This is a genomic window from Cellulomonas fimi, assembly GCF_012952065.1.
GTDB classification, from domain to species: domain Bacteria; phylum Actinomycetota; class Actinomycetes; order Actinomycetales; family Cellulomonadaceae; genus Pengzhenrongella; species Pengzhenrongella fimi_A.
In genome coordinates this window covers 11803-34562 of the sequence record NZ_JABCJJ010000020.1, presented here as the reverse complement: position 1 = coordinate 34562, position 22760 = coordinate 11803, and the positions used below count along the sequence as shown (strand labels likewise).

At 73.3% G+C, this 22760-nt stretch carries 19 protein-coding genes and 1 pseudogene; 12 read left to right on the top strand and 8 right to left on the bottom strand.

The genetic code is table 11. From position 1 onward, the window contains the following. Positions 1 to 62 precede the first annotated feature (62 nt). From HIR71_RS12175 to HIR71_RS12160, 4 genes are all read right to left on the bottom strand, one after another. Positions 63 to 2012, bottom strand: coding sequence for a discoidin domain-containing protein (locus HIR71_RS12175; RefSeq protein WP_169325339.1), 1950 nt, complete (start codon positions 2010 to 2012; stop codon positions 63 to 65). 305 nt (positions 2013 to 2317) lie between these two features. Then, complete coding sequence (locus tag HIR71_RS12170) at positions 2318 to 3355, bottom strand: Gfo/Idh/MocA family protein (RefSeq protein WP_169325338.1); 1038 nt, start codon at positions 3353 to 3355, stop codon at positions 2318 to 2320. Then, complete coding sequence (locus HIR71_RS12165; RefSeq protein WP_211374132.1) at positions 3352 to 4416, bottom strand: Gfo/Idh/MocA family protein; 1065 nt, start codon at positions 4414 to 4416, stop codon at positions 3352 to 3354. Before HIR71_RS12165 ends, HIR71_RS12170 begins: the two co-directional genes overlap by 4 nt. Next, the gene (locus HIR71_RS12160; protein WP_169325337.1) at positions 4413 to 5225 is read right to left on the bottom strand and encodes a FadR/GntR family transcriptional regulator; all 813 of its coding nucleotides are present in this window, start codon (positions 5223 to 5225) and stop codon (positions 4413 to 4415) included. Before HIR71_RS12160 ends, HIR71_RS12165 begins: the two co-directional genes overlap by 4 nt. Positions 5226 to 5306: 81 nt before the next feature. Here HIR71_RS12160 and HIR71_RS12155 point away from each other — a divergent pair, with 81 nt between their 5' ends. The 7 genes from HIR71_RS12155 (at position 5307) to HIR71_RS12125 (ending at position 13608) form a co-directional block, all read left to right on the top strand. Further along, positions 5307 to 6929 (top strand): ABC transporter substrate-binding protein, encoded by a 1623-nt coding sequence (locus HIR71_RS12155; RefSeq protein ID WP_169325336.1) that lies wholly within the window; start codon positions 5307 to 5309, stop codon positions 6927 to 6929. Positions 6930 to 7046: 117 nt separating this feature from the next. Next, on the top strand, positions 7047 to 8003 hold the full coding sequence (locus HIR71_RS12150) for an ABC transporter permease (protein WP_169325335.1): 957 nt from the start codon (positions 7047 to 7049) through the stop codon (positions 8001 to 8003). Position 8004: 1 nt separating this feature from the next. Next, the gene (locus HIR71_RS12145) at positions 8005 to 10005 is read left to right on the top strand and encodes a dipeptide/oligopeptide/nickel ABC transporter permease/ATP-binding protein (protein ID WP_169325334.1); all 2001 of its coding nucleotides are present in this window, start codon (positions 8005 to 8007) and stop codon (positions 10003 to 10005) included. Beyond that, positions 10002 to 10811 (top strand): ABC transporter ATP-binding protein, encoded by an 810-nt coding sequence (locus HIR71_RS12140; protein ID WP_169325333.1) that lies wholly within the window; start codon positions 10002 to 10004, stop codon positions 10809 to 10811. Before HIR71_RS12145 ends, HIR71_RS12140 begins: the two co-directional genes overlap by 4 nt. A 114-nt stretch (positions 10812 to 10925) precedes the next feature. Continuing rightward, positions 10926 to 11864 (top strand): dihydrodipicolinate synthase family protein, encoded by a 939-nt coding sequence (locus HIR71_RS12135; RefSeq protein ID WP_169325332.1) that lies wholly within the window; start codon positions 10926 to 10928, stop codon positions 11862 to 11864. Between the two features lie 23 nt (positions 11865 to 11887). Beyond that, positions 11888 to 12913 (top strand): ROK family protein, encoded by a 1026-nt coding sequence (locus HIR71_RS12130; protein WP_311836257.1) that lies wholly within the window; start codon positions 11888 to 11890, stop codon positions 12911 to 12913. Between the two features lie 2 nt (positions 12914 to 12915). Beyond that, complete coding sequence (locus HIR71_RS12125) at positions 12916 to 13608, top strand: N-acetylmannosamine-6-phosphate 2-epimerase (protein ID WP_169325331.1); 693 nt, start codon at positions 12916 to 12918, stop codon at positions 13606 to 13608. 79 nt (positions 13609 to 13687) lie between these two features. Here the strand turns inward: HIR71_RS12125 and HIR71_RS12120 are convergent, their stop codons facing one another. Next, positions 13688 to 16246 (bottom strand): hypothetical protein, encoded by a 2559-nt coding sequence (locus tag HIR71_RS12120; protein WP_169325330.1) that lies wholly within the window; start codon positions 16244 to 16246, stop codon positions 13688 to 13690. 260 nt (positions 16247 to 16506) lie between these two features. Here HIR71_RS12120 and HIR71_RS12115 point away from each other — a divergent pair, with 260 nt between their 5' ends. The 5 genes and pseudogenes from HIR71_RS12115 (at position 16507) to HIR71_RS12105 (ending at position 20399) form a co-directional block, all read left to right on the top strand. After that, positions 16507 to 17058, top strand: a complete 552-nt coding sequence (locus HIR71_RS12115; RefSeq protein ID WP_169325329.1) for a dihydrofolate reductase family protein — start codon at positions 16507 to 16509, stop codon at positions 17056 to 17058. A 252-nt stretch (positions 17059 to 17310) separates the two neighbouring features. Next, entirely contained in the window at positions 17311 to 17475 is a 165-nt protein-coding gene (locus HIR71_RS16475; protein WP_211374131.1) for a hypothetical protein, read from the top strand. 54 nt (positions 17476 to 17529) lie between these two features. Further along, positions 17530 to 17886, top strand: a pseudogene (locus tag HIR71_RS16935) (glycosyl hydrolase 2 galactose-binding domain-containing protein); the annotation flags it as partial. 36 nt (positions 17887 to 17922) lie between these two features. Continuing rightward, positions 17923 to 19842, top strand: coding sequence for a carbohydrate-binding protein (locus HIR71_RS12110; protein ID WP_249051832.1), 1920 nt, complete (start codon positions 17923 to 17925; stop codon positions 19840 to 19842). A 395-nt stretch (positions 19843 to 20237) separates the two neighbouring features. Further along, positions 20238 to 20399: a hypothetical protein gene (locus HIR71_RS12105; protein ID WP_169325328.1), complete on the top strand. Its 162-nt coding sequence runs from the start codon at positions 20238 to 20240 to the stop codon at positions 20397 to 20399. Between the two features lie 282 nt (positions 20400 to 20681). On the opposite strand, the gene HIR71_RS12100 is transcribed toward HIR71_RS12105, so the two are convergent. Genes HIR71_RS12100 through HIR71_RS12090 form a run of 3 tightly spaced genes read right to left on the bottom strand, consistent with a single transcriptional unit; the run spans position 20682 to position 22670 of the window. Continuing rightward, positions 20682 to 21779 (bottom strand): nitronate monooxygenase, encoded by a 1098-nt coding sequence (locus tag HIR71_RS12100; RefSeq protein ID WP_211374129.1) that lies wholly within the window; start codon positions 21777 to 21779, stop codon positions 20682 to 20684. Next, complete coding sequence (locus HIR71_RS12095; RefSeq protein ID WP_169325327.1) at positions 21763 to 21957, bottom strand: hypothetical protein; 195 nt, start codon at positions 21955 to 21957, stop codon at positions 21763 to 21765. Before HIR71_RS12095 ends, HIR71_RS12100 begins: the two co-directional genes overlap by 17 nt. Further along, a complete protein-coding gene (locus tag HIR71_RS12090; RefSeq protein ID WP_169325326.1) occupies positions 21954 to 22670 on the bottom strand; it encodes a TetR/AcrR family transcriptional regulator in 717 nt (238 codons plus the stop codon). Before HIR71_RS12090 ends, HIR71_RS12095 begins: the two co-directional genes overlap by 4 nt. Positions 22671 to 22760 lie beyond the last annotated feature (90 nt).

Sequence of the window (22760 nt, the reverse complement as noted above, 5' to 3'; positions counted from 1 at the left end):
GTCCGCACTCCGTGGGGCTGTGACCCCACGGAGTGCGGACGTCGCGGTGGATCAGGGTGCGGTCAGCGGGTGCCCTCGACGTCGAGCTCGGCGACCGAGGCGAACCGCGAGCCGTCGAGCGCGTCGAGCGCCACGAGCTTGAGGTAGCGGACCTCGGTGGCGTCGAACGCGATGCGCTGCACGGCCGTGCCGGCCGGGAACGTCCCGGTCGCGAGCGCCTCGCCCCACGTGACGCCGTCGGCGCTGCCGGACACCTCGTACGCGCCGATCCGGCCGTTCACGCCGTTCTGGCGCGGCGTGTAGTGCAGGGCGCGGACCTCGTACGTGGCGCCGAGATCGAGCGTCAGCTCGTGCGGCTGCGCCGGCTGCGGCTGGGTGGACCAGGCCGAGTGCCACTGCGTGCGGAGGTTGCCGTCGATCGCCTGCGCCGCGCCCTCACCCGAGGACGGGTTCTCGCTCGACGCCGTCGCGGTCATCGCGGTCTTGTCGAGCAGGTCGACCGTCACCGTGAACGACTCCTCGGTCGAGTTGCCGATCGAGGTCAGGCGTGCGGTCACGTCGTACGTGCCCGCGGCGGTTCCGGCCGGGACGGTGATCCGCGCGACGGCGTTCACCGTGGCACCGGGGCGCAGCTTCGGGAGCGTGACGCCCTCGAGCGCCCAGCCCTCGGGGAGGTCGAGCGTGAGCCCGGCCTGCGGGTGGGCGCGGCCCGACTGGTTCGTGATCGTGATCGGGACCTCGACGGTGGAGCCGCTGCTCGTCGCGACGTCGGCGATCTCCATCGGCGCGGCCAGGCCCTCGAGCCAGGCGAGGTTGAACTCGGCGAACCGGATGCCGCCGTTGCCGGACTCGGGCTCGTACAGCAGCCCGATGTTGCCGTTCGGCAGCGTCGCGAGCGTCGAGTACGCCATGCCGCCCGGCTGGAACACCTTGGCCACGGGCCAGGTCTCGCCGTCGTCGAAGCTCATCCGCACGACGCCGTTGGCGCGCTGCGTCGAGGAGCCGGCGTTCGAGAACAGCAGCACCTTCGCCTTGTCCGTGCCCTCCTTGGCGTTCGGGAAGGCGCGCACGATCGAGGCGTTGTTGGTCGGGTCGGGCAGCTCGCGGTCGATCACGACCTCGCCGTAGGTCTGGCCGCCGTCCTCGGAGATCGTGACCTTGCGGAAGCCGGAGCGCTGCGAGTCGCGTGAGTTGAGCATGATGCGCCCGTCCGAGAGCTCGACGGTCTTGTTCTCGTCCATGCCGACGCCGACGGGCTCGCCGACCTGCCACGACTCGCCGTTGTCGTCGGAGTACACCGACACGGCCTGGAAGGTGCCCTCGCCGTTGATGATCGTGTACTGCTGGAGCAGGCGGCCCGCGTACTCGCCGTACTTGAGCTGGATGCCCTGGCCCGACGCCGCGAAGCGCGAGCGCCAGCTCAGGTCGGCCGTGACGTCCGCCGTGATGACCCGGTCCTGCCACGTGTAGCCGTTGTCACGGGAGACGCTGACCTCCGCCTGGATCACGTTGCGCGCCTCAGGGTCGACGCCCGGCCGCGACGAGCCGAAGCCGGCGTCGAACGACTTCACGTGGAAGTTGAAGATGTCGCCCGTCTCGCGGTCGACGACGTAGCTCGGGTCGGAGTAGCCCTCGATGGGCGCGGTGGTCTTGCCCTCCTGGATGACCGTCTGCTCCCCCCACGTCCCGCCGCTGTCGGTCGAGCGGCGCTGCAGGATCGAGTTGGGACCGGGCGAGTCCGCCGCCGTGGGGCGGCCGTCGTAGGACGCCAGCACGTCTCCGTCGTTCGTGACGGTGAGCGCCGGGATCCGGTAGTTCGGGAAGCCGCCCTCGCCGTTGGTCGCGAGCTGCTGCTCGGCGTAGTACGGCTGGCCGGCCCACATCGGCTTGGCGTCGTAGTCGCGGGCCGGTGGAGCGTCTGCGCTCGCGGCCAGCGGTGCGACGCCGACGAGGCCGACGGCGAGCGCGAGACCCGCCGTTGCGCGCCGGGTGGCGCGTCGGAAGAACGTCATTGGTTTTCCTTCCCCTGATGGAACGCGGCCTACGCCGCACGACGACCGTATGACGTCAGATGTCTGATGTGAAGTCGCGCGCGCGATTCGTCCCACTACGCGGACGAACCCGGCTGAACCCGGCTGACGTGTCAGGCCGGGCGCGGGTGGGGGCGCGCGCTGTGTCTGACACGTCGGGACCCGGCTGACGTGTCAGGCCGGGCGCGGGTGGGGGCGCGCGCTGCGTCTGACACGTCGGGGCTCGCGAGTGGTCAGGGGTACGTGCGCCTGGAGGCGCACCCCGCTCCGACAACTCGGCGAAGGGGTCAGCGGACGTCGGCGACGTCGCCCGTCTCGAGGGAGCGGTAGGCGGCGTCGATCACCGCGACCGCGGCGCGCGCGTCGACGGCCGTGTAGTCCGGGACCCCGCCCGCGACCAGCGCGTCCACGACGTGCCGCAGGTACGCCTCGAGCGCGACCTGCCCGGCGTCCGGGGCCGACGTCGTCGTGCCGTCGGCGCCGAAGCGGGTGACCGCGGGCTGCTCGTCGTCGACCACGGCGTGGCCGTGCGAGCCGAGCAACCGGATGGACGACGTCGTCGGCGTGCCACCCGGTGCGTACGGGATCCGGCCGAGCGTGATGGTCGCGGTCACACCGCGCTCGAGCGCGAGCGTGACGACCGCGGCGTCCTCCACACCCGCCTCCACGTGCGTCGGCAGGAAGAGCGGCGCGGCGAACGCGTGCACCTCGCGCGTCGCGAGCCCGGTGAGGTGGTGGACGGCGTCGGCCAGGTAGCCGAGGAAGTTCATCAGCTCCCCGCCGCCGGACAGCTCGCGGTCGACGACGAGCTCGGGCCGCTCGACCGACGTGCCGAAGTGCGCGCCCGACGCGAAGAACTCGAGGTCGAGGTGCCGCGGCAGCCCGATGTGCCCGGCGTCGACCCACGCGCGGGCCCGGCGCAGGGCCGGGGCGTGCGTGCGGTTGACGACGGCGCACACCCGCCCGGCGCGCTCCGCGGCCGCAACGAGCGCGTCGGCGTCCGCGAGCGTGGTCGCGAGCGGCTTGTCGACCAGCACGTGCGCGCCGGCCCCCAGCGCCGCGAGGGCCAGGCGCGCGTGCCGCGTCGGCTCCGCGCACACGACCACGACGTCGACGGCGCCCGCCTCGGCCAGCGCGTCCGGCGCCTCGCGGTACGGGACCCCGGCGGTCTCGGCGGCGGCGCGCGACGCAGCGCGCATGCACTCCGGGGCGTCCGGCTCCTCGGTGACCGCGACGAGCTCGACGCGCGGGTCGTCGCCGAGGATGCGCAGGTAGTCGGCCGCGTGCCGCACGCCCGACGCGAACCCGATCCGCAGGCTGCTCATGCGGCACCTCCGGCCCGGGCAGCGGACGACCGCTCCCCGTCGTACCCCTCGATCTCCGACACGTGCACGCGCCGGCCGGTCTCGAGCGACCGCTGCGCCGCGAGGGCGGCCGCGAGCGCGCCCCGCACCTCGGCGGTCTTCACGACCGCCTCGGCGCGCCCGCGCACCACGTCGATCCAGTGCGCCAGCTGCAGCCGCAGCGCGCCCTCGAGAGACACCGGACCCGGCTTGGCGGCGTCGGACACGAGACCCGGCTCCTCCTCGGTCGAGTGGCGCAGCGTCCCCTCGGTGCCGACCAGCACGACGCGCCGCAGCATGTCGCCGCGGCGGCGCAGCGCGTAGCAGAGCTCGAGCGTCGCGAGCGCGCCGTCGGCGGTGCGGGCCTGGACGTGGAAGCTGTCGGGGATCGGCATGTCCGGCGCGAACGTCGGGAAGCCGCGCGCGAAGACCTCGACCGGCGGGGCGCCGAGCAGCCACGTCGCGAGGTCGATGATGTGCGTGCCGTTGTGCACCGGGTGCCCGCCGGAGAGCGTCGGGTCCAGGTGCCACGCGCGCCAGCCCATCGGCCAGGCGTGCCCGGTGTACCAGGTGACGTGCAGCAGGCGCGGGTCCCCGATCTGCCCGGCGTGCGCCGCTGCGGCCAGGGCGGTGACGGCCGGCTGGAAGCGGACCGTCTGCCCGACCATGAGCGTCGTCCCTGTGCCATCGACCCCGTTGCCCTCGGTCCCGGCGACCATCTCGTCGAGGTCGGCGAGCGACAGGGCAGCCGGCTTCTCGACGTGCACGTGCTTGCCCGCGCGCCCCGCCGCGATCGTCCACGGGGCGTGCCCCGGGGTGGCCGTGACGACGTCGACCGCCTCCACCGCCGGGTCCGTGACCGCACCGGCGACGTCCGTCGTCGGCCGCGCACCGGGGACGAGCGCGCTGAGCGCGGTCGCCCGGGCGAGGTCGGTCCCGGCGACCCAGCGCACCTCGACCTCGGGGATCGAGGCGAGCGCGAGCAGGTGCTGGCGGGCGAAGTCGCCGGTGCCGACGACGGCGACGGCGACGGGCAGGGTCACGCCGTCGCCTCCCCGTCGCGCTCCCCGTCGCGCTCCCCGTCGCGTTCCCGGGGAGCGGCCAGCGTGCGCCGGGCCTGGGCGATGTTGCGCTCGAGCGGGGCGTAGTGCGCGACGACGGAGCGCCGGAACGCCTCGGCGTCGCCGGCCTCGGCGGCCTCGAGCATGTCGCCGTGCGCCCGGGCCGTCGCCTCCAGGTCGGTGGGCAGGGACAGCCCGAGGCGGGGGAGCACCGCGGTGTGCACGTCCCAGAAGGCGGCCACGAGCTGACCGACGAGCGAGTTGTCGATGCCGGCGAGCAGCTCGGTGTGGAACGCGCGGTCCTGCGTCGCGAAGGTCTTGCCCTCCTGGGCGAGCTCGACCATCTCCTCGACGAGCTCGTGCAGGTGCGCGTTGGACGTGCCGCGCATCGCCGCCGTGATCTTCTCCGCCACCGCGAGGTCGAGCGCCTGCCGCACCTCGAGCACCTCGCGGAGCGCGCGCAGGTCGTCGCCCGGGCTCAGGACCCCGCGGAAGACGAGCGCCTCGACGAGCGCGCCGAGCGACATCTCGCCGACGAAGGTGCCGTGGCCGTGGCGGACCTCGACGATGTCGAGCGTCGTGAGGGTCCGGATGGCCTCGCGCACGCTCGACCGCGAGACGCCGAGGCGTTCGCACAGCTCGGACTCGGTCGGGAGGCTGTCGCCGGGCTTGAGGCCCTGGGTCAGGATGAAGTCCTTGATCTGGTCCGCGGTCGTCGCCCGGCGTGACGACGCGAGCCCGCGGGGCCGACCTTGCGCGCCGGTGAACACGGGGCGGTCCGCGATCGACATCTGCTTGACCTTTCGGGGCGGTGGGTTCTAGTGTCCAACGTACTACGTCAGACATCAGACGTCATCTGTCAGGAGCATTCAATGAAGAAGATACTGGCCGGGTCGCCGAACCGACCCGCTCGGCGCGGGCTCGCCCTGACCGCCCTCGTGGCGTCCGCTGCCCTCGTCCTCACCGCCTGCACGGGTGGCGGGACCTCGGGGGACGACACCGGCGCCACCCCCGGCGGCGAGGCCGCGGCCGGGGAGATCAACCCCGACGCAACCATCGAGGCCGGCATCTCCTACACGCTCAGCGGTGGCTTCGACCCGATGATCACCACGGGCGCCGTCACGGTCGCGGCCAACTGGCACACGATGGAGGGGCTCACCGAGCTCGACCCGGTCACCCGTGAGGTGCTGCCGGCCCTGGGCGCCGAGCTCCCGACCCAGGTCGACGAGACCACGTGGCAGGTCGACCTCCGCGAGGGCGCCGTGTTCCACAACGGCAGCCCGGTCACCACCGAGGACGTCGTCTTCAGCTTCGACCGCGTCATGGACCCGGCGAACAACTCCCTCTACGCGGGGTTCATCCGGTTCATCTCGGACGTGACGGCGGTGGACGAGGACACGGTCGAGATCAAGCTCGCGTACCCGTTCAGCCTGGTCCCCGAGCGCCTCTCGGTCGTCAAGATCGTCCCGAAGGCCGTCGTCGAGAGCGACTACGAGTCCTTCAACGCGCTCCCCATCGGCACCGGGCCGTACAAGATCGTCTCCGCCACGCCGGACGACTCGATCGTCTTCGAGCGGTTCGACGACTACACCGGGACCCGTCCCGCGCTGGCCGCCGGCATGAACTGGAACCTGCTCTCCGACCCGGCCGCCCGCGTGACCGCGATGAGCTCGGGCACCGTGCAGGCGATCGAGGACGTCCCGTACATCGACATCCCGTCGCTCGAGGGCACGGTCGACGTCGAGTCGGTCCAGTCCTTCGGCCTGCTGTTCATGATGTTCAACACGGACCTCGCGCCGTTCGACGACCCGCGCGTGCGCCAGGCCTTCCTCTACGCGCTCGACATGGACAAGATCATCGAGAACGGGCTGCTGGGCAACGCGGCGCCCGCGACGAGCTTCCTGCCCGAGAGCCACCCGAACTACAACGAGGCCTCGACGGTCTACACGTACGACCCCGAGAAGGCCAAGGAGCTCCTGGCCGAGGCGGGCGTCGAGAACCTCGACATCACGCTCCTGACGACCGACACCGGCTGGGTGGCCGACGTCGCGCCGCTCATCAAGGAGGACCTCGACGCGATCGGCGTGAGCACGACGCTCGACATCGGTCAGTCCGGCGGCCAGTACACCAAGGTGGACGCCGGCAACCTGCAGGTGATGGTCGCCCCCGGCGACCCGTCGGTGTTCGGCAACGACCCCGACCTCCTGATGCGCTGGTGGTACGGCGACAACGTGTGGTCGAAGAGCCGCTACCGCTGGAACGACGACCCGAAGTTCGCCGAGCTGACGGCGCTGCTCGACGAGGCCGCTCAGGCCGAGGGCGACGCGCAGCAGGAGCTCTGGAACGAGGCGTTCGACCTGATCTCGGAGCAGGTGCCGCTCTACCCGCTGCTGCACCGCCAGCTCCCGACCGCGTGGGACTCGGAGCGACTGTCCGGGTTCGCACCCGTCCCGCTGACCGGACTGTCCTTCCTGGACGTCGGCGTCATCGAGTAGCCCGCAGGCGGCCCGCGCCGGGGCCCGACGCAACCCGTCGGGCCCCGGGCGGCACCGCCGCCCCGCTCCACCCGGTCGGCCGCGACGCTGCGGCGACCACCGAAGAGGAGGAAGAGCGTGGCCGCTCTCCTACGCCTGACCGGCCGGCGGCTCCTGCAGCTGCCGCTGATGGTCCTGGGCATCACCCTGCTGGTGTTCGTGGTGATGCAGTTCTCTAAGGTCGACCCCGCGATCACGGCGCTCGGCGAGGGCGCCTCGCTCGAGGCCCGTGCCGCCTACCGCGCCGCGCAGGGGCTCGACGAGCCGCTCTTCGTGCGGTACTGGGACTTCCTGGTCGGCATGGTCCAGGGTGACCTGGGCACGTTCAGCGCCCGCCAGCAGCCCGTCGTCGACGAGGTGGCTCGCGCCTTCCCGATCACGCTCCAGCTGACGTTCCTGGGCCTGGTCATCGCCGTCATCGGCGCGCTGATCTTCGGTGTGCTCGCCGCGCTCTACCGCGACAGCTGGGTCGACCAGGTGATCCGCGTCCTGTCGATCGCCGCCGTCGCGACCCCGTCCTTCTGGCTCGCCGTGCTGCTGATCCAAGGCTTCACCCTCGGCCTCGACTGGCTCCCCGCGAGCGGCGCACTGCCCCCGGTCACCGAGGACCCCGTCGGCTTCCTCTCCCGCATGGCCCTGCCGGCCTTCGCGCTCGGCGTGCCGGTGGCCGGCTCCCTGATCCGCGTGGTCCGCACCGCGATGGTCGAGGAGCTCGACCGCGACTACGTGCGCACGGCCGTCGGTGCAGGCGTCCCGCGCGGCGTCGTCGTCGGGCGCAACGTGCTCCGCAACGCGCTCATCACGCCCATCACGGTGCTCGGCCTGCGCGTCGGCTACCTGATCGGTGGCGCGGTGGTCATCGAGATCATCTTCGCGCTGCCCGGCATGGGGACCCTGATCCTCAACGGCGTGACGAACAACGAACCGAACCTCGTCCAGGGCGTCACGCTGACCGTCGCCCTCGCGTTCGTGGTCATCAACATCGTGGTCGACCTGCTCTACGTGCTGGTCAACCCGAGGATCAGGACGGTCTGACATGCGACGCACCCTGACCGAGCGGCTCTCCGCTCCCGGCCTCCGTCTGCGTGCCCTGCCGCTCGGCTCGAAGGTCGCGCTGGCCTTCGTCCTGGTCGTGGCGCTGGCCGCGATCTTCGCCCCCCTCGTGGCGACCCACAACCCGCTGGCGTCGGGCACCCCGGTGCAGCCGCCGAGCGGCGAGAACTGGTTCGGCTCCGACCGCCAGGGCCGCGACATCTTCTCGCGGCTCACCTACGGGGCCCGCTACTCCCTCGTCATCGGCCTGGGGGCGACGGCGGTCGCGCTCGCCGCCGGGGCGGTGCTCGGCTCGATCGCCGCCACGTCGCGCAAGTGGGTCTCCGAGACGCTCATGCGGGTGCTCGACATCGTCATGTCGTTCCCCGGCATCGCGCTGGCCGCCGTGTTCGTGACGGTGTTCGGCCGGTCGCTGCCCGTGCTCGTGCTCACGATCGCGTTCCTCTACACGCCGCAGCTGACCCGCGTCATCCGGGCGAACATCCTCGCGCAGTACGGCGAGGACTACGTCGCCGCGACGCGCGTGATGGGTGCCCGGACCACCTGGATCCTCGCGAAGCACGTCGCGCGCAACTGCATCGCGCCGATCCTGGTGTTCGCGACCGTCCTGGTCGCCGACGCCATCGTCTTCGAGGCGTCGCTGTCCTTCATCCAGGCCGGCGTCCCGGACCCCGCGCCGTCGTGGGGCAACGTCATCGCCGCAGGTCGTGACCTGGTCATGGGCGGGTACTGGTGGGCGACGTTCTTCCCCGGTCTCGCGATCATGCTCACGGTCCTGTGCCTCAACGTGCTCTCCGAGGGCATGACGGACGCGATGGTCGCCCCGAAGGCCGCGGCCCCCAAGGTCGCGGAGACGAAGGCCGAGGCCCAGCTCCTCGCGGCCGAGGGCGAGGACGTCGTGCTCGCGACCGACCCGGCGGTCCACCACGCGAGCGCCGAGGTCCCGCTCGACGAGCGGCTCGCGCACCTGCGGGCCGTCGAGTGGGAGCGCGAGAGCCGGCTGCAGTTCACGGCCGACGTGCCGCCGCTGCTGGAGGTCAGGAACCTGTCGATCCGCTTCCCCGAGCGGCACGGCGACGTCGACGTCATCGACCGCCTGTCGTTCTCGGTGCGGCCCGGCGAGACCATGGCGCTGGTCGGCGAGTCGGGCTCCGGCAAGTCGATCACGTCCCTCGCCGTCATGGGGCTGCTCGACCGCAAGGCCGAGATCCGCGGCGAGATCCTCTACAACGGTCGCGACCTGCTCACCATGAGGCCGAGCGAGCGCAACGCGCTGCGGGGCCACGAGATGGCGATGATCTACCAGGACGCGCTCAGCTCGCTGAACCCGTCGATGCTCATCCGCAGCCAGCTCCGCCAGCTCACCAAGCGCGGGGGCACGCGCACCGCCGAGGAGCTGCTCGAGCTCGTCGGCCTCGACCCCGAGCGCACGCTCAAGAGCTACCCGCACGAGCTCTCGGGCGGTCAGCGCCAACGCGTGCTCATCGCCATGGCGCTGACGCGTGACCCGAAGCTGGTCATCGCGGACGAGCCGACCACCGCGCTCGACGTCACCGTCCAGAAGCAGGTCATCGACCTGCTCAACGACCTGCGCCAGAAGCTGGGGTTCGCCCTGGTGTTCGTGAGCCACGACCTCGCGCTCGTCGCGGAGCTCGCCCACCGCATCACGGTGATGTACGCGGGCCAGGTCGTCGAGCAGGCCACCACGCGCGAGCTGCTCGTGCAGCCCGTGCACGAGTACACGCGCGGGCTGCTCGGCGCCGTGCTCTCGATCGAGGCGGGCTCGGCCCGGCTCCACCAGGTGCCCGGCACGGTCCCGTCGCCGCGCGACTTCCCGAAGGGCGACCGGTTCGCCCCGCGGTCGACGCGCCCCGAGCTCGGCCTCGACGAGCGGCCCGAGCTGCGGCAGATCCCCGGCACCGACCACTACTACGCAGCGCACGCCGGCGACGAGCCCGTCGTGACGATCGGAGCGACGCGATGAGCGATCCGGTGAAGGACGTCGACCCGCCCGTGATCGAGCTCAAGGACGTGCGCGTGATCTACAAGTCGCGCACCGGCTCGCTCTTCAAGGCCGAGCGCGTCGCCGCGGTCGACGGCGTGAGCCTGGCCGTGTGGCGGGGGAAGACGCTGGGGATCGTGGGGGAGTCCGGGAGCGGCAAGTCCACGACGGCGAAGATCCTCGTCGGCCTGGAGCGCCCGACCTCGGGCGAGATCTGGTTCAAGGGCCGGCGCATCGAGAGCTTCTCGGCGCCCGTCCGGCGCGAGATCGGTCGCGTCGTCTCGGTCGTGTTCCAGGACCCCGCCACGGCGCTCAACGCGCGCATGATCATCCGCGACGCGCTGCGCGACCCGCTCGACGTCCACCGGATCGGCACCCGCTCGCAGCGGGAGGCCCGCGTCCGCGACCTCATCCGCATGGTGGGGCTGCCGACGTCGGTCCTCGACGCCCTGCCCACGCAGCTCTCGGGCGGCCAGCGGCAGCGCGTCGCGATCGCCCGGGCGCTCGCGCTCGAGCCGGACGTGATCGTGGCGGACGAGCCGACGTCGGCGCTCGACGTCTCGGTGCGCGCGCAGATCCTCAACCTGCTCACCGACCTCAAGGCCGAGCTCGACCTGGGCCTCGTGTTCATCTCGCACGACATCCAGACCGTGCGGTACGTCTCGGACGAGATCGTCGTGATGAACCGCGGCAAGGTCGTCGAGCACGGCCCGTCGGCCGACATCTTCGCGTCACCGCGCGACGACTACACCCGCACCCTCCTCGGCGCAGCGCCCGCGCTGCTCTGAGGCGACGCAGTGCAGCGTCCGCGCTGCTCCCAGCCTGACTCACCCGGACGGGTCCGACCCGTCCTGCCCCACCCGGGGCGGCCCGCCCGCCCGTGTTCTCGAAGGAGCTCCACCATGTCCACCGCACGCTTCCGCGGGATCGTCCCGCCGATCGTCACCCCGCTCACCGCCGACGGTCAGGTGGACGTGCCCTCGCTCGAGCGGCTCACGCACCACCTCGTCACCCACGGGGTCCACGGCATCTTCGTGCTCGGCTCGACCGGTGAGGTCGCGTACCTCACCGACGAGCAGCGGCGCCTGGCCGTCACCACGGTCGTCGCCGCCGTCGGCGGGCGCGTGCCCGTCATGGCCGGCGTCATCGAGCTGACCACCGCCCGCGTCGTCGAGCAGGTCCGCATGGTCGTCGAGGCCGGCGTCGACGCCGTCGTCGCGACCGCGCCCGTCTACGCGATCAACGACGCCGCCGAGATCGAGGACCACTTCCGGTCGATCGCCGCCGCGAGCGACGTGCCGGTGTTCGCCTACGACATCCCCGTGCGCGTCAAGGTCAAGCTCGGCCACGACCTGCTGGTGCGGCTCGGCACCGAGGGCGTCCTGGCGGGGGTCAAGGACTCGTCCGGCGACGACGTCGGCTTCCGCCGCCTCGTCGCCGCGAACGCCGCGGCCGGCTCGCCGCTCGCGCTCTTCACGGGCCACGAGGTCGTGGTGGACGGCATGCTGCTGCTCGGGGCCGACGGCGTCGTGCCCGGGCTCGGCAACGTCGACGCCGCGGGCTACGCCCGGCTGTGGGACCTCGCGCAGGCCGGTGACTGGGCGGGCGCCCGCCGCGAGCAGGACCGCCTCGCCGCGCTCTTCGAGATCGTCTTCCAGGCCGCGGGCCGCTCGGGCGACGCCGCGGGGGTGGGCTCGTTCAAGGCCGCGGTCGCGCTCCAGGGCCTGATCGACGCGCCGACCATGGCGTTCCCGGTGCGGGCCCTCGACGGCGACGTCGCCGACCGCATCGAGCAGATCGTGCGCGAGGCCGGCCTGCTCGCGGCCGCCCCGACCGCCTGACGGCGCTCGTGACCCGACCTGCCGTGACCATCTCCGTCCTCGGCGTCGACCTCGGCGGCACCAAGATCGCCGCGGCGCTCGTGACGGCCGACGGCGTCCCGGGGCCGGTGCTGACCGTGCCGACCCCGGCGCACGACGGCCCGGCCGCGATCCTGGACGCCGTGGCGGGGCTCGCCCGTGCGGTGGTGGCCGACGCCGTCGCGTCGGCCGGGGCGGCCGGCGCGCCGGTGCCGGGGGTCGGGGCCGTGGGGATCGGCACGGCCGGCGTGGTGGACGTGGGCCGCGGCGTGATCGTGTCCTCGACCGACGCGCTGACGGGCTGGGCCGGGACGGAGGTCGCCGCGGGGGTGCGGGTGCGGCTCGCGGGCGCGTCCGGCTTCGGCGGTGCGGCCGACGGCGAGGACCGTGGCTCGAGCGGCGCGCTGCCGGTCTTCGTCGAGAACGACGTCGACGCGCACGCCGCCGGCGAGGCCTGGCTCGGTGCCGCCGCGGGGGCGTCCAGCGCGCTCATGGTGGCGGTCGGTACCGGGGTGGGGGCGTCGGTCGTGCTCGCGGGGCGGCCGCTGCGCGGCGCGCACCACGTCGCGGGGGAGATGGGCCACCTGCCGATCGGCGGGGCCGACGGCCTGCGCTGCTCGTGCGGGCGACCCGGTCACCTCGAGTCGATCGGCTCGGGGCCGGCGCTGCACCGGCTCTACCGGGCGCGCGGCGGCGACGCGGCGGCGCTCGACACGCGCGACGTCGTGGCGCGGGCGTCGGCCGGCGAGGCGCTCGCACTGCGCGTCGTCGAGGAGTCGGCGTCGGCCGTCGGGCGCGCGATCGCCGCGGTGGTGACGGTGCTGGACCCGGCCGTGGTCGTCGTCGGCGGCGGGCTCGCGGGGGCCGGGCCCGTGTGGTGGGAACCGATGGAGCGCGCGCTGCGCGCCGAGGTGATCGACGTGCTGGCGGACGTGCCGCTCGTGCCGGCGGCGCTCGGCGGGACGGCGGCGATCGTGGGCGCCGCCCGCGGCGCGTGGGCCCTGCTCGACCCCAGCGACGTGGAGGAGTGACGATGCACCCGATGATCGAGTCGATGCGTGGCCGGCTGGTCGTGTCGTGCCAGGCGTACCCCGGCGAGCCGATGCGCGACCCGCGCACGATGGCGCAGGTCGCCCGCGCGGTCGTGATCGGCGGTGCGGCGGCGGTGCGCGTCCAGGGGATCGCGGACGTCCGCGAGACCGTGGCCGCGGTCGACGTGCCCGTCATCGGCCTGTGGAAGGACGGCGACGACGGCGTCTTCATCACGCCGACGCTCGAGCACGCGCTCGCGGTGGCCGACGCCGGGGCGCACGTCGTGGCGCTCGACGGCACCCGCCGGCCGCGGCCCGACGGGCTCACGTTGGCGCAGACCCTCGAGCGGCTGCGGGCGGTGCACCCCGGCGTGCTGGTGATGGCGGACTGCGGCTCGCTCGACGACGCGCTCGCGGCGCAGGACGCGGGCGCCGACATCCTCGGCACCACGCTCTCGGGCTACTCGGGCGAGCGACCGAAGACCGAGGGCCCGGACTTCGAGCTGGTCGACCAGGTCGTCGCGGCCTGCGCGCTGCCGGTCATGGTCGAGGGGCGAGTCCACACCCCGGAGCATGCCGCCGAGGCCATCCGGCGGGGCGCGTTCGCGGTGTGCGTCGGGACCGCGATCACGCACCCGACGACCATCACGGGGTGGTTCGGTCGAGCGGTCGAGGGCGCGCGGACGCCCGCCTGAGCGCGTCGGGCCGCCCACCCCGAGGAGCCAGTCTGGCAGGCGTCGCTGCAGGGACCTTCTGTCCCGGCCTGGTCCGGCTTCAGCGGTACCGGACCGGGATCCGGGGATCGGCCACCACCGTGTCCTGCGAGCCGGCGTCCTGCGAGCCGGCGTCGCCGACGGCCCCTGCGCCGTCGTGCACGGTGCCGAGCCCGTCCACCGACGCGGGTGGCGCCGCGGTGCCCGGCCGGACCGCCTGGCACATCTCGTCGACCTGACGCCAGAAGGCGCGGTCGGACCAGTAGCCCGTGTGGCTCAGCACGCGGGGGAGCGGCTGGTCGAACACGTAGCGGTGGGTCGGCGGGTCGACGAGCTCGACGTCGATGCCCCCGGCGATCACCGATCCCTCGGTCCGGACCGGGCCGCCGATGTAGTCGGTCAGGTAGTGCACGTTGCGCCAGCGCACCCGCCCGATGCCGGCGGCCCCGCTCGCCAGCCCGGCGAGGAACCCGTCGCTGAACAGCGCGGGGAAGGCCCACCGGTAGAGCTTGGCGAGCGGTGAGCCGAGGGTGACCAGCCCGACGCGCGGCTCGTCGCCGGGCCGCGCCGACTCCCGGCCGAGCGCCGCCGCCGCGAGCACGCTGCCCTGCGAGTGCGCGGTGAGCACCACGCTGCCGCCGTTGTCGTGCAGCCGCCAGATGCGGCGCGTGAGCTCCGGCACGGCTCGCTCGGTGTACGACGGCGGCGCGAACGGGTGGAACGAGCGCGGGAAGAAGGTCCCCACGTCGAACAGCGATCCCAGCACGCGGCGGTAGCGCTCGTTGCGCCACGTCGCGGTCAGGACGAGCACGTAGAGCGGCGGCAGCGCGACGGCGACCGTGGTCCCGAGCTCGACCAGCACCATCGGCGCGCCGCGGCCGAGCACCCACACGTACCCGAGGAACAGCACGAGGCCGACGAGCGCGAAGCCCGTGAACACGACGAACAGCCAGGCCACGACCCGCGAGTGCGCCCCGACGCGACGCATGAGCGCGACCTTGCGCACCCACCGGCTCGGGTGGCCGGAAGTCCGCGCGGAGATCGGGGCGAACGGCGGCGGGTCGAACGCGGACCGCCACCACGCCGCGTCGGTGCGCGGCTCGACGACCGACTGGATCTGCGGGACGCCCTCGCGCGCGTACCGCGATCGCAGATCGGCCTCCACGGCGACCGCGTCCTTGCCGGCGGCGCGGCGGAGCCAGAGCCCGACGACGACGGCGAACACCACCGTGACCGTGATCAGCCCGATCGAGAGGACCGAGGCGAGCGACCCGACGGCCGGCGGGACCCACAGGGTCGCGGGGCCGGGCGTGCCCACAGCACCGGGCCCGGGCCCGAACCCCCACTCGACCCGGCCGAGCGCCCGCGCCACGAACACCATCACCGAGAGCAGCACCGTGTTCGCGATCAGCATCGCGACGGTGTTCATGACGAAAGGACCGGCCCAGGGGAACACGTCCACGCGGCGCCGGCCGGCCGGCGACTCCGCCAGTGCCCGCCGCCGCGCCCACGCGACGCTCTGCTGCACCACGAGGGGGACCAGCAGCACCAGGCTGAGCCCCCACCCCACGTTGACGGCCTCGCGACTCCCGGGCAGGGCCCCCGTCGCGGCGGCGGTCGGCAGCACGAGGGCCGCGGAGAGACCGAGCCCCAACGCCAGCAGCGCTCCGAGCACGACGGCGATCGCGAGCCGGGGCGCGGCGTCGTCCAGCGCGAGGGCCGCGAGGACGGCGACGAGGCTCAGCCCGCCGAGCACGACCGCCGCTGCGGCGAGCGCGCCGGACCCCAGTTGCACGAGCGGCCAGCCGAGCATGGTCGCCACGACCGCGAGGCACGCCGCGAGGTGCAGCCGGGACAGGTGGGTGTGCCACAGCGCGCCGGACCAGAACTCGGGATGACGCAGGCCGCCCACCTGGGCGGCGGCGCTCCGTCGGGACGGGGTCGGCGTCGAGGCCTCCGGGTCGAGGGCGCCCTGGTCGACGCTGATGGGGGTGGGCGGCTCGACGCGCTCGTACGCCGACCGGGTGCGGTTCGCGAGCACGTAGAACAGCAGCGCGATCGCGAGCGCCACGGTGGCGCCCGTCGCGAGCCGCGCGCCGGGACGGTCGAGCGGCGCGACGACGTCGAGCGGCCCCGTCCACCACCCGGTGCGGCGGCAGGCCGCCTGGGCCCCGCACTGGTACGCGAGCGTGTCGAGGCACACCATCGTGACCATCACGGCCGTGCTCAGGGTGAGGGCCAGCGCCGCGAGCCGCGCGGCCCACCGGAAGGGGCGGGTGGTCGGCGCCTCCCGCGTCTCGACGTCGCCCGACGTGACCCAGCGCTGGGCCATCCACCCGGCCATGTTGGCGAACATCGACGGGAGCAGGAGCGCCCACAGCGCACGCGAGCGGGAGCGCGACGTCAGCCCGCCCCAGGAGTACGCCTCGCGGTGCCGACCCTGGGCGTCGCTCGTGCGGTAGAAGCCCGCGACGCGGTCGCCGGCGACCATCGTCGGGCTCAGGTCGCCCAGCAGCGTCTCGGGCGTCGTGCCGCCGACCCCGTGCACCCGGATCTCGGTGAGCCCGGCCAGCGGCACGGGCGCCGGGACGAGCCCCGCCGAACCTTCGTCGTCGCGCATGCCAGGCTCCTCTGCCACGGTGCTCCGGTGCCCACGATCCAACGAGGCGGGTGCCCGGCGCCAGATACGACGACCACCCACGCTCGGTGTCGTCGAGTTCGCTGGTCCGGTCCCCAGTTCGCTGGTCCGGATCAGCGAACTCGAGGCCGGACCAGCGAACTCACGCCCCGGCCCGGAGCCGCGGTGGGGGGCGGGCGGGGGGAGCCGTCTGCGCCGCGGCACGGGCTGACCTGGCGGCGGTCCTGCGTCACGATGGGCGGATGGTCGACGCCGGACGCCGCTCCCCCCGCACGACCTACTACGTGGCCAGCAGCCTCGACGGCTTCATCGCCGCACCGGACCATGCGCTCGACTGGCTGGTGAGCCGCGACATCGACCAGCGCGGACCGATGGGGCCGGACGCCTTCGTCGAGGGTGTGGGTGCCATCGCCATGGGAGCGTCGACCTACCGCTGGATCCGCGAGCACCTCGACACCTGGGACTACGTCGTCCCGACCTGGGTCTTCACGCATCGCGACCTCGAGGCGCCGCCCGACGCGGACGTCCGGTTCACCGACCGCGACGTCGTCGCCGTCCACGCGGAGCTCGCGGACGCGGCGGGTGAGCGTGACGTCTGGGTCATGGGCGGGGGTGAGCTCGCGGGCCAGTTCGCGGACGCGGGGCTGCTCGACGAGGTGGTGATCGCCTACGCGCCGGTGACGCTCGGGTCGGGTGCGCCGCTCCTGCCGAGACGGCTCGAGCTGCGCCTGACCGAGCTGGCCATCAACGGCGAGTTCGCGTGCGCCCGTTACGACGTCGTCCGGACCGCGTGACGCCGACGACCATGGCCCGGCGGCGCGCTCAGACCCGGGCGAGGACGTCGGCCCTGGCGGCGGGAACGTCCGGCCCTCGACCTCGAGGCCCCCAGAATGGCGGCGGTGTACCGGTTCGTCGCCCCGACGAGGCTGCGGCGCGGGCAACAAGTGGCAACTTGATGCCGATCTCACCCGGTCTGAGCACACTTCACCCACCGCCTCGACCCGCAGCGTCGCGGGTCCCCCGGGGCGGCCACAGGGGGAGCACTCATGCGAGCCGTGAAGTCCGTCGTCCTCATCGTCCTGCTGGGTCTGCTGCCCGCGCTCGTCGGCGCGACCCCGACGACCCCAGCCACCGCGGCCACGACTGCCGGTTCGGCGGCCACCTACGCGCCACCGGACCTGCGCGAGCGCGTCGACCTCAACGCCGGGTGACGCTTCCTCAGGGCCGACGTCGCCGGTGCGCAGGCGCCCGAGTTCGACGACCGCGGCTGGGAGGCCGTCACCACCCCGCACACCTGGAACGACGCGGACGGCGCCGACGGAGGAGACGACTACTACCGAGGGATCGGCTGGTACCGCCAGCGCCTCACGGTCGCCGCCGACCAGGCCGGGAAGCAGCTCTACCTGCAGTTCGCGGGCGTCAACCAGGTCGCGGACGTCTGGGTGAACGGCGTCTACCTCGGCCGGCACGAGGGCGGCTACTCGCGCTTCCGGTTCAACGCGACGTCTGCCTTGCGGGTCGGCGCCGACAACGTGCTCGCGGTGAAGGTCGACAACTCGCCCGACGCCGACATCGCGCCGCTGCGCGCGGACTTCAGCTTCTCCGGCGGCATCTACCGCAACGTCAGCCTCTGGGCGGTCGACCCCCTGCAGGTGCGGATGCTCGACTTCGGGGGCCCGGGCGTCTACCTGCGCCAGCGCGACGTCTCGGCCTCGTCCGCCACGGTCGACGTCACGACCAAGCTCTGGAACAACAACGACGACGCCCGGACCCTCGCGGTCCGCACGGTCGTCACCCGGCCCGACGGCGGCGTCGTCGTCGAGCAGACGAGCGGCACCTCGACGCTCGCGGCGGGCGAGGGGACCGAGGTCGTGCAGATCATCGCGATCGCGCGGCCGCGCTTGTGGAACGGCGTCGCCGACCCCTACCTCTACGACGCGAACGTCGAGGTGATCGACCGGGCGACGGGCCGCGTCGTCGACGTCGTCACCGAGCCGCTCGGCCTGCGGACCGTCGCGGTCGACGCCGACGAGGGTTTCTCGCTCAACGGCGCGCGCCTGCCGTTGCGCGGCGTCAACCTGCACCAGGACCGTGCCGAGATCGGCTGGGCCCAGAGCAACGCCGACCACGTCGAGGACTTCGACATCATCGGCGAGATGGGCGCCAACGCCGTCCGGATGGCGCACTACCAGCACGACCAGAAGGACTACGAGCTCGCCGACGAGCGCGGGTTCGTGGTGTACGCGGAGCTCCCGTTCATCAACGACTACACGGACACGCCGGCTTTCGAGCAGAACGTGCGGCAGCAGCTCACCGAGATGATCCGGCAGAACTACAACCACCCGTCGATCGTGTTCTGGGGGATCGGCAACGAGCAGCGGGTTGACGACGCGCGGACCAACGAGCTGCTGGCCGGGCTCTCCGACCTGGCCGACGCCGAGGATCCGGACCGCATCACCACGTACGCGAGCTGCTGCCTCAGCGACAGCAGCCCGGTCACCGAGCACGCCGAGACGTCGAGCTACAACAAGTACTTCGGCTGGTACGGCAGCCCGGATCGCGAGAGCTTCGGGCAGTGGGCCGACAAGCTGCGCGCCGCCGAGCCGGACAAGGCGATCGGCATCTCCGAGTACGGGGCCGGCGCGAACACGAGGCAGCACGCGCTCGACCCGCTCAAGCCCGAGACGACCGGCCGCTGGCACCCCGAGGAGTACCAGGCGCAGTTCCACGAGCGGGTCTGGAAGGACATCGAGGCACGTCCCTTCATCTGGGGCAGCTTCGTGTGGAACATGTTCGACTTCGCGTCCGACCGGCGCAGCGAGGGCGACCAGCCCGGCATCAACGACAAGGGCCTGGTGACCCGCGACCGGCAGGTGCGCAAGGACGCGTACTACTTCTACAAGGCGAGCTGGGCGTCGACGCCGACGCTGCACATCACGAGCGAGCGCTGGGCGGATCGCACCGACCCGCTGACGGACCTCAAGGTCTACTCGAACGCGACGTCCGTCTCGGCCACGCTCAACGGTCGGCCGCTGGGCAGCCGCGCGAGTGGCGACAAGATCTTCCGATGGGACGACGTCACGCTCGACCCCGGGCAGAACGTCGTGACGGTGGCCGCGACCATCGGCGGCGTGCGGCGCACCGACTCGGTCACGTGGACGCTCGGCACCCGCCCCGGGCTGGGCAAGATCCAGGCCGAGACGCACGACCGGCAGACGGGTACCGAGATCCAGGACACGGAGGACGGCGGCCCCGGCATGAACGTCGGCTACGTGCACGAGGGCGACGTGCTGACCTACAAGGGGATGGACTTCGGCTCGAGGGGCCCGCGCGCGGTCGTGACCCGCGTCGCCTCCGAGAGCGCCGCCGGGGGAGTGGTCGAGTACCGGCTCGACAGCCCGACCGGGCCGGTCGTCGCCAGCGTGCCGGTCACCAGCACGGGTGGGTGGCAGCAGTGGGCGAGCGTGAGCGCACCGGTGACCGAGCCGGTGCGGGGCGTGCGTGACGTGTACGTGACGTTCCGCGGCGGCGGCTCGGGCGGGATCGTCAACCTCAACTGGTTCACGTTCGACGACTGACGCGGACCGCGCGATCTGCGACAGGAGGGGCCCCGCAGGCGATGCCGGGCCCCTCCGCCTGGTCGTCACGTCGTCACGTCGTCAGTGGCACCGTGCTGAACGTCAGAATCCGCCACTCGTGGAGCGTCGCGGTCAACGCCCGTCGCCGAGGTGGCAGGAGTGATCGGGGGCAAGGTGCAGTTGACCGGGAGCGGCCGAGTGTCGGACCGGCAGCTGTGAGCGGGAGCCGGTCCTCCCGCGGGGCCCGGGCGGGGCGCCCCCGCGCTCCCGCTCGGTGGGCCCTCGTGGGGCTCGTCCTGCTCGCGTGCAACCCTGCGGCGGCGATCGCCTTCGCCTCTCTCCTCATGCTGTGTGGCTTCGAGTCGTGCCCGTCCGGTGGGCCGCATCGTTCGGACGTGTACCAGGCACTGCTCGTCGCCTTGCTGCCGGGCGCGCTTCTCGCGACGCCGTTCACCTTCGTCCCGTGGGCCGAGCGGCGCACGAGGTGGGTCACGGCGGGCGTGGTGCTCGGGGCGGTGTCCACCGCTCTCGCGCTGACGATCCTTCTCAACACCTGATCGCACGGGGGCTGGGCGGCCCATACCACGCTGCATCGCTCGCGCCGTCGTCGACCGGCGTCGTCAGTCGTTCCGCGCGGAGCATGTGTCCGGTGGGACACCTGAGGGCCGATCGCACGGTGGGCCCGTCCCGCAGGCCCCAGGAGCACCATGCTCCGCACGGACGGACCGACGGACGGATGGACGGGCGCGGCGGTGCGGATCGGCCGGATGAACAGGCGGGCGGCCGGAGAGGCGCGAGAGGCAGCGGCCGGACAGGAGCGAGAGGCGGGCGGCCGGCAGTCAGACGAGGAGCCGGGCGACCGCCTCCACGGCGGCACGGGCCTCCGCGGCGACGCGCGCGACCACCTCGCCTGCGGGCAGCTCCGTGCCGAGCGGGTGCGCCTGCCCTGCCCACAAGTTGACCGCCTCCGCGTCCCCCGCCGCCCGTGCCGCCGCGCGGAGCGGCGCCGTGAGGAAGTGCACCTCGGGATAGGCCGACGGCGCGTGCGCCGAGTGCTCCAGGAGGAACCGGTTCTCGAGCCCGCGGGCGAGGCGGCCGGTGAACGCCCGAGTCAGCCGCGTCGACCGCTCGTCCCCGCGCGCGAGCGCCTGCCGGTGCAGGTCGACGGTCCCGGCCTCCGGGCAACGCAGGAACGCAGTCCCGAGCGCCCCCGCCCGTGCCCCCGCGGCGAGCACCCCGGCGAGGGCAGCCCCGGTCATGATCGCGCCCGCCGCGATCATCGGCAGGGAGCTGACCACGCGCACGAGCTGGAGCAGCGCGAGGAGCCCGGTCGCGTCGTCGGCATCGGTGAAGCCCCCGCGGTGACCGCCCGCCTCGGCTCCCTGGACCACGAGCGCGTCGGCGCCGGACCCCTGCGCCAGGCGTGCCTCGGCCGCCGAGGTGACGGTCACCCAGACCTCGCTCCCGGCGTCGCGGAGCCGCGCGACGTCCTCGGGCGCGGGGCAGCCGAACGTGAACGAGACCACCGGCACGGGGTCGCCGGCGAGCAGGTCGAGGGTGGCGGTCCAGTCGTCGTCGTCCACCCGTGCCTGGCCGACGCCGACGCCGAGCCGCGTCGCCTCGGGCTCGAGGCGACGGGCGTACGCCGCGACCGCCGCCGCGTCGCCGGGCGAGCCCGGGACGAACACGTTGACCCCGAACGGGCGGTCCGTGAGCCGTCGGGTCGCGTCGATGCGTGCCGCGAGGTCGGCGGCGGTGAGGTACCCGGCTGCCAGGAAACCCAGCCCGCCCGCCTCGCTCACCCCTGCGCACAGCTCGGGCGTGGAGGGGCCGCCGGCCATCGGCGCGAGCACGACCGGCACGCGGCAGCCGTCCAGCACGCCGTCGCCGTCCGTCACCCGGCCACCGCCCCGCACCTCGTCACGCTCCTGGGTCATCGCGTTCTCCCGTCGATCGATCGGCCTGCACAGCGATGCGGCCGTGCGTCACTGACTCGCGCGAGCCGGCCCGCAGGCGCCACACGCGCGCCATCGTGCGCTGACCCACGGCCGCCGCGAGCACGGCGCTCGCGGCCAGCAGGGCGGCGCGGCGGAGCAGGGTCGCGGGATCGGTCATGCCTGATCCTCCCGTCCGTCGGCCCGGTCCCGCAGGCGCGCCACGGCGTCGAGGATGACGTCGAGCCCGAACTCGAACTCGGTGCCGTAGTCGTAGCCCGGCTGGAGCACGTGGCGGGTGGTGAACTCGGCGAGGTGCGGGAACGACGGCGCGGGGAAGTGGGCAAGGAAGGCCTCGGCCAGCGCGGGGACGTCGTCGGGGGAGTCGAACGGCAGGCCGGACTCCTGCAGCGACGACCCGTACAGGTGGCTGTCGAGCAGCGCATAGGCGTGGGCCGTCTGCTCGAGCGAGAAGCCTGCGCCGCGCAGGGTCCCGAGCACGGCGTCGTGGTGGCGGAGCGTCGCCGGTCCCGCGTTCATCCGTGACTCCATGAGCGGCGTCGCCCAGGGATGACGGCGCAGCACGGACCGGGCGGAGACGCTGCGTCGGCGCAGCTCGGTGCGCCAGTCCCCCTCGGTGGACGGCACGTAGATCTCCGCGAAGACGGCATCGACGACGCCGTCGAGGATCTCGTCCTTGTTCGCCACGTGGTGGTACAGCGCCATGGGCCTGACCCCGAGCGACTGGGCGAGGGATCGCATGGTGAGCCCCGCGATGCCGTCCGCGTCGGCGACCGCCATGGCGCCGGCCAGCAGCCGCGCCCGGGTCAGGGGTTGTCGCCGCGCGTCGGGCGCCGCCGCGTCGCGCGCCGCCGCGTCGTCCTGGTGTGCCATGGCGCCTCCCCGGTCCTTGTCAGATCGCTGGGGAAGACCGTACCGTACTTAGTACACGTACAAAGTACGGTACATCGAGTCGCGGCGACC